The 19,433-nt window shown below is 42.4% G+C and carries 24 protein-coding genes; 14 read left to right on the top strand and 10 right to left on the bottom strand.

The genetic code is table 11. The annotated features are described in order from the left end of the window. Positions 1-88 precede the first annotated feature (88 nt). A complete protein-coding gene (locus FTT76_RS03510) occupies positions 89-2,305 on the top strand; it encodes a PhoX family phosphatase (protein WP_180050505.1) in 2,217 nt (738 codons plus the stop codon). Between the two features lie 40 nt (positions 2,306-2,345). On the opposite strand, the gene FTT76_RS03515 is transcribed toward FTT76_RS03510, so the two are convergent. Continuing rightward, positions 2,346-3,125, bottom strand: coding sequence for an NRDE family protein (locus FTT76_RS03515; RefSeq protein ID WP_180050508.1), 780 nt, complete (start codon positions 3,123-3,125; stop codon positions 2,346-2,348). A 93-nt stretch (positions 3,126-3,218) separates the two neighbouring features. Between FTT76_RS03515 and lgt the strand changes: the two genes are divergently transcribed. From lgt to FTT76_RS03530, 3 genes are all read left to right on the top strand, one after another. Continuing rightward, positions 3,219-4,031 carry a prolipoprotein diacylglyceryl transferase gene (gene lgt, locus FTT76_RS03520; RefSeq protein WP_180007176.1) on the top strand — a complete coding sequence of 271 codons (813 nt, stop codon included), beginning with the start codon at positions 3,219-3,221 and terminating at the stop codon, positions 4,029-4,031. Between the two features lie 156 nt (positions 4,032-4,187). After that, entirely contained in the window at positions 4,188-4,580 is a 393-nt protein-coding gene (locus FTT76_RS03525) for a hypothetical protein (RefSeq protein WP_180190049.1), read from the top strand. Further along, the gene (locus FTT76_RS03530; protein ID WP_180010198.1) at positions 4,581-4,949 is read left to right on the top strand and encodes a hypothetical protein; all 369 of its coding nucleotides are present in this window, start codon (positions 4,581-4,583) and stop codon (positions 4,947-4,949) included. Positions 4,950-4,970: 21 nt separating this feature from the next. Here FTT76_RS03530 and FTT76_RS03535 read toward each other — a convergent pair whose 3' ends face one another. Then, on the bottom strand, positions 4,971-5,483 hold the full coding sequence (locus tag FTT76_RS03535; protein WP_168377881.1) for a peptidoglycan amidohydrolase family protein: 513 nt from the start codon (positions 5,481-5,483) through the stop codon (positions 4,971-4,973). Positions 5,484-6,044: 561 nt separating this feature from the next. Here FTT76_RS03535 and thyA point away from each other — a divergent pair. From thyA to msrA, 5 genes are all read left to right on the top strand, one after another. After that, positions 6,045-6,887, top strand: a complete 843-nt coding sequence (thyA, locus tag FTT76_RS03540; protein WP_078189681.1) for a thymidylate synthase — start codon at positions 6,045-6,047, stop codon at positions 6,885-6,887. A 99-nt stretch (positions 6,888-6,986) separates the two neighbouring features. Continuing rightward, positions 6,987-7,499 (top strand): dihydrofolate reductase, encoded by a 513-nt coding sequence (locus tag FTT76_RS03545; RefSeq protein WP_180010197.1) that lies wholly within the window; start codon positions 6,987-6,989, stop codon positions 7,497-7,499. A gap of 27 nt (positions 7,500-7,526) precedes the next feature. Next, complete coding sequence (locus FTT76_RS03550; RefSeq protein ID WP_180048848.1) at positions 7,527-8,597, top strand: DUF4105 domain-containing protein; 1,071 nt, start codon at positions 7,527-7,529, stop codon at positions 8,595-8,597. Positions 8,598-8,681: 84 nt separating this feature from the next. Continuing rightward, positions 8,682-9,140 carry an META domain-containing protein gene (locus FTT76_RS03555; RefSeq protein ID WP_180048847.1) on the top strand — a complete coding sequence of 153 codons (459 nt, stop codon included), beginning with the start codon at positions 8,682-8,684 and terminating at the stop codon, positions 9,138-9,140. Between the two features lie 159 nt (positions 9,141-9,299). Beyond that, entirely contained in the window at positions 9,300-9,824 is a 525-nt protein-coding gene (gene msrA, locus FTT76_RS03560; protein ID WP_180048846.1) for a peptide-methionine (S)-S-oxide reductase MsrA, read from the top strand. Positions 9,825-9,910: 86 nt separating this feature from the next. Here msrA and FTT76_RS03565 read toward each other — a convergent pair whose 3' ends face one another. The 5 genes from FTT76_RS03565 to FTT76_RS03585 form a co-directional block, all read right to left on the bottom strand. After that, a complete protein-coding gene (locus tag FTT76_RS03565; RefSeq protein WP_078189686.1) occupies positions 9,911-10,315 on the bottom strand; it encodes a biopolymer transporter ExbD in 405 nt (134 codons plus the stop codon). Next, positions 10,315-10,938, bottom strand: coding sequence for a MotA/TolQ/ExbB proton channel family protein (locus FTT76_RS03570; RefSeq protein ID WP_168377886.1), 624 nt, complete (start codon positions 10,936-10,938; stop codon positions 10,315-10,317). The genes FTT76_RS03565 and FTT76_RS03570 overlap by 1 nt, the downstream gene beginning before the upstream one ends. A gap of 30 nt (positions 10,939-10,968) precedes the next feature. Then, on the bottom strand, positions 10,969-11,733 hold the full coding sequence (locus FTT76_RS03575; RefSeq protein WP_078189688.1) for a TonB family protein: 765 nt from the start codon (positions 11,731-11,733) through the stop codon (positions 10,969-10,971). A gap of 210 nt (positions 11,734-11,943) precedes the next feature. Then, entirely contained in the window at positions 11,944-12,810 is an 867-nt protein-coding gene (purU, locus tag FTT76_RS03580) for a formyltetrahydrofolate deformylase (protein WP_078192727.1), read from the bottom strand. A gap of 79 nt (positions 12,811-12,889) precedes the next feature. Next, the gene (locus tag FTT76_RS03585) at positions 12,890-13,591 is read right to left on the bottom strand and encodes a TetR/AcrR family transcriptional regulator (protein ID WP_168377888.1); all 702 of its coding nucleotides are present in this window, start codon (positions 13,589-13,591) and stop codon (positions 12,890-12,892) included. Positions 13,592-13,707: 116 nt separating this feature from the next. Here FTT76_RS03585 and FTT76_RS03590 point away from each other — a divergent pair, with 116 nt between their 5' ends. The 5 genes from FTT76_RS03590 (at position 13,708) to FTT76_RS03610 (ending at position 18,009) form a co-directional block, all read left to right on the top strand. Further along, positions 13,708-15,156 (top strand): coniferyl aldehyde dehydrogenase, encoded by a 1,449-nt coding sequence (locus FTT76_RS03590; RefSeq protein ID WP_180007171.1) that lies wholly within the window; start codon positions 13,708-13,710, stop codon positions 15,154-15,156. 162 nt (positions 15,157-15,318) lie between these two features. After that, positions 15,319-15,555: a 50S ribosomal protein L28 gene (gene rpmB, locus FTT76_RS03595; RefSeq protein ID WP_000048256.1), complete on the top strand. Its 237-nt coding sequence runs from the start codon at positions 15,319-15,321 to the stop codon at positions 15,553-15,555. A gap of 12 nt (positions 15,556-15,567) precedes the next feature. After that, positions 15,568-15,723 (top strand): 50S ribosomal protein L33, encoded by a 156-nt coding sequence (gene rpmG / locus FTT76_RS03600; protein WP_001205031.1) that lies wholly within the window; start codon positions 15,568-15,570, stop codon positions 15,721-15,723. A gap of 141 nt (positions 15,724-15,864) precedes the next feature. Further along, on the top strand, positions 15,865-17,583 hold the full coding sequence (locus tag FTT76_RS03605; RefSeq protein WP_180048845.1) for a cation:proton antiporter: 1,719 nt from the start codon (positions 15,865-15,867) through the stop codon (positions 17,581-17,583). A 183-nt stretch (positions 17,584-17,766) separates the two neighbouring features. Continuing rightward, positions 17,767-18,009 (top strand): hypothetical protein, encoded by a 243-nt coding sequence (locus tag FTT76_RS03610; protein ID WP_180048844.1) that lies wholly within the window; start codon positions 17,767-17,769, stop codon positions 18,007-18,009. 79 nt (positions 18,010-18,088) lie between these two features. Here FTT76_RS03610 and FTT76_RS03615 read toward each other — a convergent pair whose 3' ends face one another. The 3 genes from FTT76_RS03615 to FTT76_RS03625 form a co-directional block, all read right to left on the bottom strand. Then, the gene (locus FTT76_RS03615) at positions 18,089-18,367 is read right to left on the bottom strand and encodes a hypothetical protein (RefSeq protein ID WP_078189694.1); all 279 of its coding nucleotides are present in this window, start codon (positions 18,365-18,367) and stop codon (positions 18,089-18,091) included. A 105-nt stretch (positions 18,368-18,472) separates the two neighbouring features. Further along, positions 18,473-18,976, bottom strand: a complete 504-nt coding sequence (locus tag FTT76_RS03620; protein ID WP_078189695.1) for a DUF6586 family protein — start codon at positions 18,974-18,976, stop codon at positions 18,473-18,475. 75 nt (positions 18,977-19,051) lie between these two features. Then, positions 19,052-19,414 (bottom strand): ASCH domain-containing protein, encoded by a 363-nt coding sequence (locus tag FTT76_RS03625; protein ID WP_180048843.1) that lies wholly within the window; start codon positions 19,412-19,414, stop codon positions 19,052-19,054. Positions 19,415-19,433 lie beyond the last annotated feature (19 nt).

A 19,433-nucleotide genomic window follows, 5' to 3' on the forward strand; every position in this document is an offset into this window, starting at 1 on the left:
AACATTAGCTTCAAAGCATTGTCATATTTTATCTATAGTTTTATGTGATCAACTTTTACCCAGCACACCTTTGCCAGGATTTAAATTCATGACAAACATGCCATATAACGAAGATCAAGAACTTGATAACAACACTTCGGATAACCTTCATTTTCGTGACATTTTAGAACAGCGCATCAGCCGTCGTAGCTTGATTACCAAGACTGCGAGTGGTGCCGTCGCACTTGCATTGGCATCTTCATTAACGGGGTGTAATGATGACAATGACTCAGGTTCAAATAGCAATACCAAACCACCTGTCACTGATCCAAATCAAAAACCGACCAAGTTCAATTTCACACCGGTGAAAAAAAATTTAGACGATATTGTGACTGTTCCTGAAGGCTATCAAGCGCATGTGCTATATGCGATGGGTGACTCGATTAACCCTGCATACCCAGCGTGGGATGATAACAATGTTCCTTCTGGCCCGAGCTTCCAATTCCGCTCTGGTGACTGCCATGACGGTATGAGCTTCTTTGGTTTAAATACCACCTCTGGACGTTATGATGCCAAGCAGTCTGACCAAGGTTTGTTGGTGATGAACCATGAATACATCAATCCAACCTTCTTACACCCACAAGGCCCAACCAAAGTGGATGGTCGTCGCCCTGAAGATGAAGTCATCCGTGAAGTCAATGCACACGGTGTTTCTGTGATTCAAATTGAAAAAGACAGCAAGACTCAAGCCGTTAAACTGGTACAAAATTCTCCATTTAACCGTCGTATTACCGCATCGACCGTAATGGACTTTAAAGGCCCTGTAGCAGGCTCAAGCTTAGTTTGCACGAAATTTTCAACCAATAGCCAGCAAACCCGTGGTACACACAACAACTGCGGTAATGGCTATACCCCTTGGGGCACTTACCTGACAACAGAAGAAAACTTCATTGGTTACTTCGCTCGTGCAAAAGACGATGATGCCAAACGTAGTCCTGCTGAAATTGTGGCACTCAACCGTTATGGCCTAAAAGCGGGTGCAAACTCACGCTATGGTTGGGAAACGGCGATTGGAAGTAATGAGTCACAAGATTTATATGACCGTTGGTCAGCGAATGTTACCGGTACTCAGGCAGCAGAAGATTATCGTAATGGTCCAAACACCTTTGGTTGGATTGTCGAAATCGACCCATTTGACCGTCGTGAAAACCCCGTAAAACGTACAGCACTGGGTCGCTTTGCACATGAAGACTGCCGTGCAAGTCGCTTACGTGAAGATGACAACCTTGCATTTTACATGGGTGATGACTCACGCGGTGAATACATCTATAAATTTGTATCCGACCAAAAATGGAGTAAAAAAGATGTCAACGGTGGCTATGCTGCAGGTGACAAATACATGAACAACGGTAAGTTATACGTTGCCAAATTTAACAATGACGGCAAAGGTCAATGGATTGAATTGAGCTATAACGTCAATGGTTTAAACCAAAGTAACAGCGTTTATCCGTTTAGCTCACAAGCAGATGTGCTAACCTTCGCACGTCTTGCCGCAGATGCTGTCGGTGCTACCAAAATGGACCGTCCTGAATGGGTCGCTGTGCATCCAGACAATGGTGAAGTCTATGTGACCCTCACCAATAACTCGAACCGTGGTACGACGCATGCACTAGATGCTGCCAACCCACGTAACTACACCGACCCTGAAGGTGGTAAAGGCAACGTCAACGGTCATATTATCCGTTTCCGTGAAGATGGTGATACAACCACAGCACTCAGCTTTACTTGGGATATCTACCTGTTTGGTGCTGAAGCAAAAATGGCGAGCAACATTAATTTATCTGGTTTAAATGACAACAATGACTTGTCATCACCCGATGGGATGTGGTTCGACCCACGTGGTGTGTTATGGATTCAAACCGATGACGGTGCTTATACCGATACCACCAACTGTATGATGCTTGCTGCGCTTCCGGGTCAAGTCGGTGACGGTACGAAAGCCACGACCTCATCGGGTCAAGAAACCATTGTGGGGGCAAAACTGAATGACGAAAACTTACGTCGCTTCCTGACTGGACCAAAAGAGTGTGAAATCACAGGTGTGACGATGACACCTGACTACAAAGCGATTTTTATCAATGTGCAACATCCCGGTGAAGATTCAGCATCCTATTCTGAACCGACCAGCCACTGGCCTGCATCACAAACCAATGCAGCAGCGACTTCACGTCCACGTTCTGCAACCGTTGTCATCACCCGTAAAGATGGTGGTGTGATTGCTGGCGAAGCGGTAGAACAAGCTCAGCCAACACAAAAAACCGCATAAAACACCTTTAAAAAATAAGCCGACGAATCGTCGGCTTATTTTATACCTTTAAATGCACTTCTATCTGGGTGATCTGTCCTTGTTGCTCACCGTGTTGCTGTTTTTCTTGCCAATGCCACTGTGAATCCCGCATACACAATAAATTTGAACAGCGGGTGCCATACACCGGACTTTGAATAAAGGTTGAAGACAGCAAATGTTCCATTTCCGCCTGAATCCCAGTATTGGGTAACAATGCTGGAATGATTTTACGTTCATCTTCCAAAATATCCCACGCAGCGGCGTCTATGTCCGCCTGTGGTTGCTGGCTTTGTAGCATCGGTAAAAATTCTTGCGTGAAGCGTTTGCGTAAATGTCGGGTCTTTTCCCAATGTTCAGTCATTAAACCATTGGATGTGACATACACCCCTTTGGCTAAGACTTGTGGTGCTTCACCGCGATTACTCATATAAACGGCTTGAGTGGCATCGCCAACGAATAAATTAAAGCCGGCATAATTACATTGGATTTGTTCAAGTGCATGCGCAAAACGAATGGGCGTTTGCTCAGATTCTAAAAATTGCTGAATCAAAGCGCCACGTGAAGTGGGATATGTGGTCTGATCACGACCATCACGAAAATTGGTCACAATCGCCCAACGCCCTTGAGCGGTTATCCCCATCCATGTTCCACCAGACTGTAAGTCTTGCCCTGCAATAATCGGACTATCTACCCATTGCTTTAGACCTGCCGTCGGTCGATGATAAAACTCATCACGATTCGAAATCAGGCAGAGTGGCATGTCATCCAAGACCTGCCAAGCAAAAGCCACAATGCACATATTCAACTCTCAATATCTTTACACATTGAATGTACAACATTTTTCAGCACATTCAGCTAAAATCTGTGCAAAACATAATGACAAGGAACAGCGATGCTGACATATCCAAATATCGACCCTGTGGCGATATCACTGGGGCCACTACAAGTTCACTGGTATGGTCTGATGTATTTATTGGCCTTTTTATTTGCATGGGGCTTGGCAAGCTACCGTGCAAAACAACGTGACGGCTGGAACGCAGAAATGGTCTCTGACCTGATTTTCTACGGTGCATTGGGTGTCGTGATTGGTGGACGCTTTGGCTACGTCTTCTTTTATGGTTTCGATCAATTCCTTGCCAACCCACTGTGGCTATTCCAAGTTTGGACAGGTGGCATGAGCTTCCATGGCGGTTTCCTTGGGGTCATGATTGCCATGTTACTGTGGTGCAAGAAATATAAAATGACCTGGTTCCAGACCCTCGACTTTATTGCACCCTGCGTTCCGACAGGCTTGATGTTTGGTCGTATTGGTAACTTTATTGGTGGCGAACTGTATGGTCGTGCAGTGACCGATCCTAATTTTGCTTTCGGCATGATCTTCCCGACCGATCCACTTCAGTTGGTGCGCCATCCGTCGCAACTCTATCAAGCCCTCTGTGAAGGTTTAATTCTGTTTATCGTGCTGTGGTGGTTTAGTTCAAAACCTCGTCCACGTTATGCCGTTTCAGCCTTGTTCCTCATCGGATATGGAATCGCACGCTTCACCGTTGAATTCTTCCGTGAGCCGGACAATGGTCAACTGTTCATCGGATGGATGAGTAAAGGTCAGTTCCTGACAGTTCCGATGATTCTGATTGGACTATGGATGATGTGGTATGCCTACCAGAAAAAAATCTATGACTGGGGTCCACAAAAAAATCATTAATATTTTATAATTGTCTTTAAGCAAGCGAGGTCTAAGCCTCGCTTTTTTATGCGCTGAAATTTATCCCTTCATACGTATTTACTGCACATGAAGTGACTGAATTAGACAACTGATCTGTGCTAAAGTTTATTCAGCTTATTTTTAAACTATCGATCCATGCTTGAATTTTGGTTTAACCCCAGCGTTTCTGTACTTAAAAAAATCTTGTTTTTTATTGCGATGGTCGTACTGACCAGTGTTCTGTATTGGATGGAACCCCTAACACTTCAAGCCATTCTAATGTTCATGGGTACAGGCGTCATTTTCCTGATTTGTCGTTATTGCAAGATTCATTTTGCAGCAAAAAACCCAACAGGTTTGCTCTATCGTTTATTGACCTGGATACCGATTGCACTGCTGTTAGCATTGGTTTTTATCAACATGAATAAGGGTGAAATTTTGATTCCGGGTGCTCAAGGCATTGGCTTTATGGCTTTGGCGATCTGCCTGCTCTCCCCGATTTCTCTACTGAATAAAAACGAGAAAACTTCGCCCGAAGGTAAAGTTTAAATGCTGACGTTTTGGTACTCTGAGCGCTGTAACCGACAAATCAAGCTCTTCATTTGTATCAGTACCTGTGTGCTTATTTTTCTATGCGCTGAACAAAAACAACTTGATCCCCGCTTTGCGGGCATAAGTTTAGCCATTGGTTTGATGATTGATCTGCTTTATAAGCTCAGACAAGACAAACTAAAAACACTGTCTCCGTCATTAAAATGGGGTTTGGCTAGTTTGCCAATTTTATGTTTAGTGTGCTTAATTTATTTTCTACCCAATGAGCAACGCTGGATTTTAGCGCTGCAATGTATGGGCTTTGCGGCAATTGGATTATTTATCGTCTCGATCTACAGTCAGCGTGCAAAAAGGTTTGAAGACTAACCTTTTTGCAGCCATGGGCTGTTAATCCGCTAAGCGGTAATAGCTGTATTTCACATTTGGAGTTCGATAGACCGCATAACCCGCTTGACGATAATCAGACACCCAATCCTTACCTGAATATGCTGCGATATGACCATAACGGCTACTTTGATTGCGGTCGATAATATAAATATCGCCTTTCTTTGGTCGATCAAACGCTAAATTAATTTTTTGATAACCAATTTTTTGTAATGTGCTGCCCCAATCTGCTGCGGCAACGGGGTGACCGTTAAAACGTGCCCCTGCGGACTCAAGTGCTAAACGAACACTGCGGGCACATTTCTGAGTACTTCTTTGGCGGGTAATGCCTTGTAAAAATCCAGTCAAACGATCGATATCGATACGCTGACCATTGCGGGATACCACATTTTTAGTCGCTGCTTTTTGAGTGGTATTGGACTTGCCCGTATTTTTACTCGCCTGAGAACGAATTATGATATTTGCCTGAACTGGAGCATGCACTTCACTCAAGTTTACATTGTGATCATAAGCCATTCTTTAACCCACACTCCCGCCTGTATTTAGGCATTCAAAAATTTTAACGAGGGTGATAGTACCGCGTAAATTATGTTTTTTCATGTAAAAAATGTAAGATTTCTTAAACAAATCTTCACATTTAAATACGATCGTCTATTTTTAATTCAATTGGATTTATTTTTGATATCAAACTCTTAATCAAAAATAGCAGCCCAAAACCACCTCTTTAAAATGAGAAAAATCACGTGTATTTTTTTAATCAAACTTATCTGTATTTTTTTCAACGCTGCGAATGTAACATCGCTCAATATATAAACAATAGAGCTTAAGTTTTCTAATTTCATTCTTGATTTAACAGACATATTGTCTCGTTAACACTTGATGTAATTGTTATAAATAGGCGTCTTCAGCCCAGACAACTCAGCGCTTGTTGCCTGCAAAATTTGGTCATCACCCAATAAACACCGTATGTTTTGGATTTTTTAAACCTGACTATATTCAAGCGCCCATCACAGTTCCTTCCACACGCAAAACAAGCTAATATGTGCCACAAGAAATTTAGCAAATTATGAGAGAGACATGCGCCAGTATTTAGACCTTTTACAACACATTCTCGACAACGGCGGCGACAAGGGCGACCGTACGGGTACGGGAACACGTTCTGTATTTGGTCATCAAATGCGCTTCGATCTTTCTCAAGGTTTCCCTTTACTCACCACCAAGAAAGTTCATTTCCGCTCTATCGTGATTGAACTGTTGTGGTTCCTTAAAGGCGATACCAATGTTCAATATTTGCAAGACAACAAAGTCTCGATTTGGGATGAATGGTCTACAGCAGAACAAACTGCGCGTTTTGGTCGTCCTGCTGGCGAATTAGGTCCTGTTTACGGTCATCAATGGCGTAATTTCGGTGCAACCAAAAAAGCCGATGGCCTATATGAACAAGATGGTTTTGACCAAATTAAATGGTTGGTCAATGAAATCAAAACCAATCCTAACTCTCGTCGTCTAATCGTGTCGGGTTGGAACCCAAATGAGGCAGGTAATGTTGCATTGCCACCATGCCATACCTTGTTCCAATTTTTTGTCCAAAACGGAAAATTATCCTGCCAATTATATCAACGCAGTGCTGACGTTTTTTTGGGTGTGCCGTTTAACATTGCCAGCTATGCCCTGTTAACACACATGATTGCGCAAGTTTGTGGTCTAGGTGTAGGCGACTTCGTTTGGACCGGTGGGGATACACATTTATATGCCAACCATTTCGAACAAGCGCAGTTGCAATTGACACGTGAACCAATGGGTCTGTGCCAATTAAAACTCAATCCTGAAATTACCGATCTTTTCGATTTTAAATTTGAAGATATTGAAATCGTAGGTTATGAATCACATCCTGCGATTAAAGCCCCTGTTGCGGTTTAATTTCAGAAATCCCAAGTGAAAAGCAAAATCCCGCTTTACCTCAAGCGGGATTTTGCATTCTAATAGACGACAAATAATTCGGCTATTTGAGTTCAAACTATGGCATTTCAAAATTTAGAAATCGTGCACGTTGTCGCTATGGATCAGCAGCGCTGCATTGGTAAAGGTAATGATTTGCCGTGGCATATTTCTGCCGATTTACAGCACTTTAAAGCCATCACCCAAGGCGGTGTGGTGGTCATGGGACGCAAAACCTTAGAGTCTATGGGACGTACCCTACCAAAACGTGTCAATTGGGTCATTACACGAGATAACACTTGGTCATTTGAAGGTACTAAAGTCGCATATAGTATCGATGAGGCGTTAACGCAAGCAGTTGCTGATGTCGCAAGTTCCGAAAAACCAACGAGTTTGTTTATTATTGGTGGTGGTGAAATTTTTAAGCAAACCATCGGCATCGCAGACCGTTTAGAACTCACGCATGTTGAACTGGATGTTCAAGGTGATGCGCATTATCCTGAAATTCCTGCGGACTTTCAAAAAGTGGCGTCAGAACAACATATCGACGACAAAACTGGGATTGCTTTTGAGTTCGCAACTTACCGAAAATAAAGAAAAATCTTAAGCTAAAAGAAAAATATGCAACAGAGTGACCAACAAGCAATGTTCAAAAAAATAGGGCGAAGTATTCTTCATGCTCTATTTAGTGTGTTTGTCCTCTGTTCTTCGATTTGGCTCTGTGCCGCCTTGTGGATACAGCAACCGGCAGGCTGGTTAGGCAGCCGCATTATCATTGGAATCTGGATTGCTTTTGCCCTGAGCATTTTAGGCATCTATATTACCCAACACTTTTTTAGCCGTCGTAAAGATGTCTTAATTTATATTATGGGCTTTATTTGCGGTCTATTTTGGTATTTTGGCATGGAAGCGCGTCAAGATCGTGAATGGAATCCTGAAGTAGCTGAAATTCTACATTATGAAAAGCAAGGTAATCTCGTCACCTTACACAATGTGCGTAATTTCGACTGGCATGCCGATGGTAGCTTTACCCCGCGTTGGGAAACTCGCCAATATGACCTGAGTCAAATCAATGGCGTCAACATCATTACCTCGTATTGGATGGGGCCACAAATTGCCCATACACTGGTCAGTTTTGATTTTGCTGACCGACCACCGCTGACGTTTTCGATTGAAATTCGCAAAGAGAAAAATGAAGAATTCTCTGCGATTGGTGGTTTTTTCCGTAAATATGAACTGAGCCTCATTGCATCAGATGAAAAAGATATTATCTATACCCGCAGCAATACACGCGGAGAACAGGTCTATTTCTTCCCCGTAAACATGCCAAAATCTGAAATGCAGGCGCTGTTTATTGAATATCTACATAAAGCCGATGAACTGCAGACTCAACCCAAATGGTACAACACACTCACTAGTAATTGTACAACACTGGTGTTTGACATGATTCAAGCGGTTTCCAAACATCAACTTCCAACCGATTACCGCTTATTTGCATCCGGTTATTTGCCGAATTATTTGCACGACCTCCATGCCATAGACCAAAATTGGGATATGAAAACATGGTATCAAAAAGCCCATGTTAACCCTCGTGTCTCTCAAATCAAGCAACTGAGCAGTGAACAATATTCGAAGTTAATCCGACAAGGTTTGCCGCATTCACAGTCTAAGCCAAGCGCCAATCAATTGTAATTCTTAAATATTGATACAAATATGGCTAGCTTATCTGTGCGATATTTGCTTAGATAATTGAAATGCTTCCACGGGGAAATTCCGATGCTAAAACAAATATTTGTTGCTGCAACTTTGGTTTCAACTTTAGTGGTGACAGGCTGTGAAAGCATGCCTGCACAAGACAACACCATAACTGAAAATTTAAACCTATTACAAAACCGTACTTGGATTGCCACTCAGATTGGCAACACCCCAATCAAAACAGCATCCAATGCGCATAATATTCCAAGCATTCAATTCGATGCGGCTTCAAAACGTGTCTCAGGTGCAGATGGCTGTAATCGTATAATGGGCGGCTATAATGCTGGCAAAGACACCATAACGTTTGGCCCGATTGCAGCGACACAGATGGCTTGTCTCAATAACAATGGGCTAGAGCGACAGTACCATGCAGCACTCGAAAAAGTAACGCATTATCAAGTGTTTGGAAAAACATTGAAATTACTAGACCGTCATGGCAATTTATTAATTCAATATGAAAGCGCTGTTCAACCGCGTTAAATCATTTTAAAAGTCTGCTTCGGCAGACTTTTTTATTCACTGTTCAGTCATGCCAGAGACATTTAATGCACATAAACTTGTGATTAGTATACAGACGTACATTGCAGTTTTTAGCTATAACCCCATATTAAACATCAGGGAACAAGATAGGATTTCACTATGCAACAAGCGGTATTTGGTGGTGGATGCTTTTGGTGTGTAGAAGCAGTTTTTCTACAACTTCAGGGCGTGCAAACAGTTGTCAGTGGTTATGCAGGGGGAATTACTCAGCATCCAAGCTATGAGCAAATCTGTGAGGGAAATACCCAACATGCAGAAGTCATTCAGATCAATTTTGATGACAGCCAAATCAGTTTTAGCCAATTGCTGGATGTATTTTTCGCAACCCACGATCCAACCACGCTGAACCGTCAAGGCAATGATGTCGGCACACAGTATCGCTCTGTGATTTTCTATCAGGACGAATCACAAAAGCAAATCGCTGAACACCGTATTGAAGAATTAAAAGCTGAAGGCATCAATATCGTGACTGAACTCAGTCCAATGCCGACCTTCTACCCTGCCGAAGAATATCATCAGAACTTCTTTGCGCGTAACCCAAACCAAGGCTATTGTAATTTTTCAATACCACCTAAACTCATGAAATTACGTAGCAAATTTCAAGACCTACTCAAATCTGAGTGATCTGATTCAAAGGCATCTATTTTCAAAATAGAGACATAAAAAAAGCGACATTTCAGTCGCTTTTTTTAGTTATCTTTGCTCAGTGCTTAGTTATCACTGGCAAAGGCGATATCGCTGAGTCCGGCTCCACTCGCACGCGACATCACTTGTGCAACTGTGTCATAACGTGATTCTTTATCGGCTTTTAATACCAATGCAGGCTTACGTTCTTGCTGACCAGCTGTATTAAGACGACTTTCTAAATCTTCGAGCGTGACAATATCACCATTCCAAGCGATATCACCCGCTGAGTTAATGCTGATGGTTACGCTTTCAGGCGGCAGATCAATCACTTCTGCAGTCGTTTGTGGCAAGGTTAATGGAATTGATGGGTTGGCAACAGTCGCAGTCACCAAGAAGATGATCATCAATACCAACATAATATCGATGAGCGGAATGAGGTTCATCTCATTCATGCCAGCATCGTTGTCTTCACCCAATTGAAAAGCCATTAAGCTTGACCTCCAGCTAAACTTTGCTGTGCAGTTTTCACGTCTTCTTTCTTCGCAGCAGAATCTTGTTGCAACATCGTGTCAATCAATAAACCATGTGCTTGATCTTGCAATTCATTCGACAGTGTACGGTTAAAACGAACACAGATGTTATAAGCCAATACCGCAGGAATCGCCACAGCCAAACCAAGACCGGTCATGATTAAGGCTTCACCGACTGGTGTTGCCACTTGCGCTAAGCCCGCTTGACCGCTTTTACCCACAGCTACAAGAGCATGGAAAATGCCCCATACAGTACCGAACAAACCTACGAACGGTGCAATTGAAGCAATCGTACCCAATACAGATACGCCTTTTTCAGCATTGGCTTTTTCTACCGAAATTTGACGTAGTAATGCTTGTTCAGCCACAGCCTTACGTTGTTCAAAAGCCAAAGGAGCAAATTTCGCTTTCAGTTTGCTTAGTGCATCTGCAAGGTGGTTATACGCCACTTGCTTGAGCTGACGTGTGCCCATAATACGAAGAACGAAGATCGTCCAAGTCGCAATCGACATTGCAAGTAACACGAAATACAGTGTTTTGCTGACTGCATCTGCATGTTGCCAATAAACTGAAAAGTTCATATTCGAACTCCTAATGGGTTAGCCGGAATCTTAATTAAGTTTAAAGTTAAATGGTTGATCAACTCGCGTCGGAGTTGCCACACCATTATCAATATATTTGGATAAACGCGCACGCTTCACTGCTGCAGTCACTTTACGGTTCACAGCAGCGCCACAAGTCGAGTTTTTAATGGTTGCTGATTCGATTTTACCTTCAGCACTTGCTGCAATCGCAACTTCAACTGTACACGACGCTTTTAATTCACCATCTTCAAATTGAACATTCGGTTTCTTAATCCAACTGACACCATTACCAATGCTCACAGTTTTAGGTGTCGGTGGCGCAGGTGGTGCTGGAGGCGCAGGTGGTGGTGCAACAGGTGCCGGAGGTGTTGGTTCAACACGAACGACTTTCGTTTCAGAAACCACAGTTGAAACAACAGGTGTTGGTGGTACGTTTTTGACCGCTTCAACAGTTGGTTTCGGCGCATCTTTCTTTTTCACCTGTTCCACTTTTTCCACTTTCTTCGGTGGAGGTGGTAAAGGCTTATCTACAATTTTAACTTCTTTTGGCTTTGGTGGCTCTTTCTTCGGTTCTGGTTTTGGCTTCGGAGGTTCTGGTTTTTTCTCTTCAACAATCTTCACAAAGCGAACTTTAATCGGATCTTTTTCGATCGGTTTAAGTTCTGGTGCTTTCATATTGCTGACCGCCCACAATACCCCCATATGCCCTACCACAACAGCGAGAAGCGCAGTAATGATTTTCTTTTTCATCGGGTTAGGTGATTGCATCATTGGAGCGGGAGATTGACTCATTAAACTCAGTTACCTTGAAGAAGCGATTGCATTTATTTTGTCAAAAATACAATCATGCTCATCGGTTAGCACAATTAAAGTACGGCAATAATAAATGAGAAGTGTTTTCATTTGCAACTATTAATTCGCCAGTTTTAATGACTTTTTTTAATCATAATATAAAAAAGGCATACCTAAAGTATGCCCTTTTATTCAAAAATTCATCTCGTTTTATTGAAATACAACAGTTTTATTACCATCGACAATAATACGATCTTCAAGATGCCATTTGACTGCACGTGCGAGCACATTACGTTCTACGTCCTGACCTAACTCACGCAATTGTTCAACAGTAAAGTCGTGGCTTACACGCTCTACGTCTTGCTCAATAATCGGCCCTTGGTCAAGATCAGCAGTCACATAGTGCGCTGTCGCACCAATCAACTTCACACCTTTTTCATGCGCTTGCTTATATGGGTTCGCACCAACAAAGGCTGGGAGGAATGAATGGTGAATGTTAATCACTTTCATTTCCCATTTTTGAACAAATTCTTCGTCTAAAATTTGCATATAACGAGCAAGAACCAATAAATCATTGCCTTGCATCAATTGATCAATTTGCTCATAAGCTTCACGTTTGTTTTCTTTGTTCACGGGAACCACTTCAAACGGAATACCGAAATTTTCTACAGATTCACGTAAAGCATCGTGATTAGACACGACTTTGGTGATTTCACATGGCAAACCACCACGTGCATGACGCCATAACAGCTCAAGCAATGCATGGTCAACTTTAGACACCAAGATACCGACTTTCTTCACATCACTGACTAAAGCTAAACGCCAGTGCATGTTGTAACGCTCAGCAACATTGCTCGCAAATGTTTGAGTTAGACTTTCTTTACGGCTTTGTAAATTGTCCAATTCGAACTCAACACGCATGAAGTATCGCCCCCCTTGAGCTTCAGTCGCGTATTGATCAAGTGCGGTAATATTTGCTCCCTGATGATACAAAAAGCTCGATACAGCTTGCACAATCCCCGGTTTATCTTCACAGGTAATGAGTAAGCGTGCTGTGTTAGCGGTCGACATATTCATGTTGGTTTATATCACTAATCAGTTAAATTGAAAAAAGAGCCGAGTATTCTAACGCTTTTTAAAGCCAGACTAAATAGTCTTATTCAGTAACCTGATGCTTTGCGTTTGAAAGACTTGCAAATAAGTCCGACGGCCCTAAAGTTTCGAGCAATCGCTCATAGGTTTCACGGCTTTCACCACGTAGATATGCACCTTCTAAGAACACCATTTGTCGTAGTGCTTGCCACACCCACTTTTCTTCCAAAGTGTTTGAGTCAGTAATATGGCCAGACATATAAAGGAAGTTGGTCCAGTTGGTCAGCACGATCCACAAGTTAATGGTTAAGGCCTCAATTTCAGAATCGGTCATCTGCATTAAGCCTGCGTCAACAAAGGCACGATAAATTTTCTGCCCTTGTTGCATGACTTGACCGGCAAAACGTGGATACATTTTGCGGAAATCTTCATTATTTTCGACCAAGTGATAAACATCACGATGTAAAAAGCGATAAGCCCATAATTGGCTACTTAACACTTGGAAATAGCGAATTTTATCATTGGCATCAAGCTGACGATCATCAGGAAGCGCTAACATTTCTAGCGTTTCATGCTGATATTGCTCCATTAATTCCTTAATAATTTCACTTTTATTTCGGAAATGGTAATACAAGTTACCTGGGCTCATTCCCAGTTCAGCAGCAATATGATTGGTTGTCACTGAACGCTCGCTACGCTCATTAAACAACTGCAAACTCAGCTGCAAAATACGTTCTTTCGTTTTTAAGGTTTTGGTGTGAGACATCCTAAAACAACCATTTATTTCAAAGCATTAGAACACTAACACATAAAGTAACTTGACTATTTAGAGTATTTGCTCTAAAAATTAATTAATCGCTAATTTGGATATGGTCGTGCGACATGAATAGTCAGACAAAAACAACTTCAATGACACCACATTCTTTTGATCACCAGCATCTCAACAATATGTTGGAACAGCAGAAACAAGCGTATTTACGTTACCCATTGCCTACAGCGAAGGAACGTATTGACCGTTTGGCTCGGCTTAAGCGTATCTTAGTTAAGTATCAAGATCAATTTGCTGATGCAATTAATCAAGACTATGGTAACCGTTCTATCGGTGAAACCAAGATTGGTGAGTTGCTCACATGTCTTGAACACATCAAATATTATAGCAAGCATTTGACAGACTGGATGAAACCATCCAAACGCCATGTCGGAATTATTCATCAACCTGCAAAAGCATGGGTGCAATATCAACCGCTTGGTGTCGTCGGCATTATTACGCCATGGAACTACCCACTGCTTCTTTCTATAGGCCCACTGATTTGTGCTTTGGCTGCGGGCAACCATGCCATGATCAAAATCTCGAGTGCCTCTGCGGCATTCGGTGATGTGCTAGAAAAAGCTCTCGCAGAAGCATTTCCTCAAGAATTGGTCGCAGTCGTCAACGGTGGTGGCCCAATTTCAGATGCGTTTAGTCACCTTGCCTTCGACAAAATGATTTTTACTGGCTCGACCAATGTCGGTAAAACCGTCATGGCGGCAGCGTCTGAAAACTTAGTTCCGGTGATTTTAGAATTAGGCGGAAAGTCACCTGTATTGGTTCATCCGTCTATTGACCTTGCAGATGTCGCACAGCGTCTTGCGGTTGGTAAACTTTGGAATGCAGGTCAAACTTGTGTTGCACCTGACTATGTGTTCTTACCTCGTGGTAAAACAGCTGAATTTTTAGATCACTATAAAGTGTGCGTTGAAGCCATGTACCCAAGTATTGCCCAAAATCAGGACTACACCTCGATTATTAATGACAAGCAGTACAACCGCCTACAAGGTTATTTAGAAGATGCGCGTGATCAAGGCGCACAAATCATCAGTTTTAACCCACAAAATGAAGATGTGGACGCTGTACGTAAAATTGCACCGACTGTTTTAACGGGTGTCACTCCAGACATGCAAATTATGCAGCATGAAATCTTCGGTCCGATCCTTCCGATCATGGAATATGATCAAATTGACGAGGTTATTGCTTTTATTAATAGCCGTCCTCGTCCACTTGCTTTATACTATTTCGACTTTGATCAGGCACGTGCCGACTATGTCGCAACACGTACCCATTCAGGACATTTCGGACAAAACACGGTATTAACCCATGTTGCTCAAGATGACCTGCCGTTTGGCGGTGTGGGGGCTTCGGGTATGGGGAAATATCATGGTCCAGAAGGTTTCTTCAGTTTGTCGCATGAACGCTCGGTGATGTCGAATCCAAAACTCTATAGTTTGAAATTCATTCTTCCACCGTTCAATAAGCCGATCCACAAACTGATTTCGAAGACACTTCTTCGATAAACGATCAAGGCATGAACGATCACACTAGGTGATCGTTCGTTTTATGCAAAATCGCTTGTCTTTTAAGCGCATTTTTGATATAAAACGCCCCTTGAATGAATTCAATGTTTTTTTTGACTGGCCATACAGATTTGCTGTTGGCTAAATCAATGGAGTTACACCATGTCTAAGGTTTGCCAAGTTACCGGCAAGCGTCCAGTCGTTGGTAACAACGTCTCACACGCCAACAACAAAACTAAACGCCGGTTCGAGCCGAACCTGCATCACCACCGTTTTTGGTTAGAAAGCGAAAAACGTTTCGTACGTCTTCGTCTAACTACTAAAGGTATGCGTATTATCGACAAATTGGGCATCGAAAAGGTTGTTGCTGACCTACGTGCTCAAGGTCAAAAGATCTAAGGAGCTACGAACATGCGTGATAAAATTCGCCTAGTTTCTTCTGCTGGTACAGGTTATTTCTACACTACCACTAAGAACAAACGTACTATGCCGGAAAAAATGGAAATCAAAAAATTTGATCCAAAAATCCGTCAACACGTAATCTTCAAAGAAGCTAAAATCAAATAATTTTAGTTTTTGAAAAAAACGACCTACTTAGGTCGTTTTTTTTTGCATTTTTTTTATTCGAATTGCTAAACTTTCAAAATGCTTTTTGGCACTTTTTGTGCTTGTCTTTTTTACCCTTAACTTAGGCTTAAGGAGTTTTTAGTGCCTCATGATGTAGAACTCATAATATTACTTGCTGTTGGCTTTGGTTTTGCCTTAATTTTTGGCTATATTGCTGCACGCCTGCGACTTCCTCCCCTTATCGGCTATCTGATTGCCGGTATTATTATTAGCCCAAACACACCTGGGGTAGTTGGCGATATCCATCTCGCTAACCAATTGGCCGAACTCGGTGTCATGTTCCTGATGTTTGGCGTGGGTATGCACTTTTCACTCAATGATTTGATGCAAGTCCGTCGTATTGCCCTCCCGGGTGCCATTTTACAAATTGCAGTGGCGACCTTACTCGGTATGGGAATTTCCATGCTTTGGGGCTGGAGCATGGGCTCAGCCTTAGTGTTTGGCTTAAGTTTGTCGTGTGCAAGTACTGTCGTTCTACTCAAAGCCTTAGGTGATCGCGGCTTACTCAACTCCGTCAATGGTAAAATTGCCGTGGGTTGGCTCTTGGTTGAAGACTTGGTGATGGTTCTGGTCCTGGTCCTTCTACCTGCGACTGCCGTACTGCTTGGCGGTCAACCGCTCACATCAGGCAGTGCCGATGAAAATATTTGGCTGACCTTAGGTCTAACTTTACTCAAAGTTGCTGGCTTTATTGCCTTCATGCTGATCATTGGTAAACGCTTAGTGCCAATGATTATGCAAGTGGTTGCGCGCTTAGGCTCACGTGAATTATTCACGCTCACCGTGGTTGCAGCAGCCGTATCTATTGCCTTTGGTGCCTACAAGGTATTTGGTGTATCCATGGCACTGGGCGCATTTTTTGCCGGTATGGTGGTCAAAGAGTCTGACTTTAGTCACCGTGCAGAAGAAGAAACTCTTCCGCTTCGTGAAATTTTTTCGATTCTGTTTTTCGTCTCCGTCGGCATGCTGTTTGATCCACGGATCTTGATTGAACAACCACTTCATGTCTTAGCAGTAGTCGGCATTATCATGATTGGTAAGACCATCGCTGCAATGGCATTAGTATTGTTCTTCCGCTACCCCATCAATACCGCATTAACCGTTGGGGCAAGCTTGGCGCAAATTGGTGAGTTCTCATTTATTTTGGCGACCTTGGGTGTATCTCTAAACCTCCTTTCTATGGAAGGACAAAATCTGATACTGGCAGGTGCTTTAATCTCGATTACGCTGAATTCATTTGTATTTTCTGCCATCGAGCCTATGCAGCGACTCATCCGTGAGCGCTCGAATTTGGCTCGTTTACTGGAACGTAGTAGTGACCCATTGGCCATGTTGCCGGATGAGGTCTCACAGGATTATCTACGTGATCAGGTGGTGCTGATTGGTCATGGTGAAGTCGGTCGTCGTATTACCCGCGAATTAATGAATGAAAACATTAAAGTGGTTATTGCTGAAGAAAACCGTGAAATCGTGGAAAACTTACGGGAAAAAGGCATCGCTGCGGTATCTGGTGTGGCAACAGAACCCGGCGTTTTAATTCAAGCCCATATTCAACACGCACGCCTTTTGGTCATTTCACCCATGGATATTTTAGATATTCATAAAATTGTCGACATTGCCAAAATGCTGAATCCGTCTATCCAAGTGTTGGTTTGTGCGGAAAGCAAAGAAGAAGCTGAAGTCATTCGTCGTGACAATGTCGGTGAGGTTTATTATGCCAAAGAGGAAATGGCGAAAAATATGAGCAATCATATTTTAAATCAAATCCAAATTGCCCATCACCAAACACCGACACACTAAGTGCCTAAATAAAACGCTTAGGGGCAATACCAAAAAGGCGATGCATTAAAGCATCGCCTTTTTTAAACTGATAAAATTCAGTAATTTTAAAATTACAAATAATTGAATTTAAAAAACATATTGATAAAATGAGCATCAAACGAAGCATCATGTTAAATACTTCAAACAAGATACGAGATAAACATGTTCATTCTTTATTTAGGCCTTGCCATTATTATAATTGGCGGTCTGGGCTTTCTCATCGCTGCATTTAAAACCAGTATTTTATGGGGACTAGGCTGTCTATTGTTTTATCCCATTTCCATCGTCTTTCTAATTCTGTATTGGCAAGATGCCAAAAATCCATTTTTCTTACAGCTCATCGGGGTCTTCATTGTATTTTTAGGTTCGATGCTGATCTCACCTGCTGAACTGGGCAAAATCTAAGTGCCATTTTGGGTATAAAAAAAACGCACCGAAAGGTGCGTTTTCCTCATCATGATCCACAAAATCAGCAGCTATATGATTAGCTCATATATTTAGGCTTTTCATCGACCACTTCAGCATGCCATTCATCCACTTGTTTTTCTAACAAACCAAACAGTGCAGCCTGAATCATTTGCTGAGCGATCACATTCATTTGATCGCCCAAAATATTGCGCAATTCTTCATTGAATTGGATAGTCACCAAAGGTTCTTTTTCTGAGCCTGCATTACGCAATGCCAACTCACCACCTTCCAATTGAACCAGCTCTAAAATTGCTTCCTGGTTCCCAAAGAGTTCTTTCAACTGTTCTATAGACATATATCCCTCCATGCGCAACATGGTGATAAAGGCATCTGCACTTTGTATTACTTAGATAATCTTATATCGGGTTAAATAAATTTATTTCAAGTAGCAATAGTCCGATTAGAACTCCACCATCTCGTTACGAAATCCATCAATCAATTGGGTTAGATCACGATGCCATTCACGCAAAATAGCGGTATCTGGCAACCATGCTTGCGGTGTTTGAGTGACTTTAATAATTAAATTTGAAGACGTTTCATCTTCTGGCTCTGGTGCAGACGGTTCAGGTGCATACTGACACATACGATGTGCGCGTTTCAGCTCTGCAATAAAACCCTGCTTTGCCAATTGCTGCATAACAGTCACTTCAGGTGATACCTGACCTTTTTCAGCCATCAGCGTTTCAATCGACTTTAACGTGGGCGCAGGATCATTTAAACGATAGTAACGCACCAACTCTTGTAAAAACGCAAGTACTGCACCATGCAAATGAAAAACTGCTGCTTCGCGATAAGCCTGAGCTTGTTGAACATGATCGGTCTGCTCAGCTTGCTGACATGCAAGACGGGTAAAATATAACTTTTGATTGGTACGATCAGCATGAAAGCGAGCAACACGAGACATGAACAATTCCCTAAATTTTGGCGTTTTTCTACATGAATAAGCTTAAACGGATTTTTAGGAAATTCACAATAAATATTATGGATGATCGATTTCAATTAAATAAATGTCACGCTTGGCAGGAACAGGCATATCCCAATCAATCATCCTGATATTTTCCAGACGCCAAGCCCAGTACCCTGCTGCCCAATATGTCGCCTGCGCTTGCTCTACCTCTGTTTCAGTCCATGCATGAACGTCATATACATCGACCTTCGCCACTGCACGTCCAATATCTTCATCTCCGCTTTCATGTAAGTAGCGTTGATTTTCCACGATCACTAAATCTTTTAAAGGCAAATGTTCGGGCTGCCATGAGCGGACTTCAAGCGTTTTAAGCCCACACGCAATGTTCGAACCAGATGGCGCAACAATAGACAAAGCCGAGTAGCATTTTTTCATAGATCACCGATAAAAAAAG

The organism is Acinetobacter sp. YH01009 (assembly GCF_013420765.1).
In the GTDB taxonomy this organism is placed as follows: domain Bacteria; phylum Pseudomonadota; class Gammaproteobacteria; order Pseudomonadales; family Moraxellaceae; genus Acinetobacter; species Acinetobacter amyesii.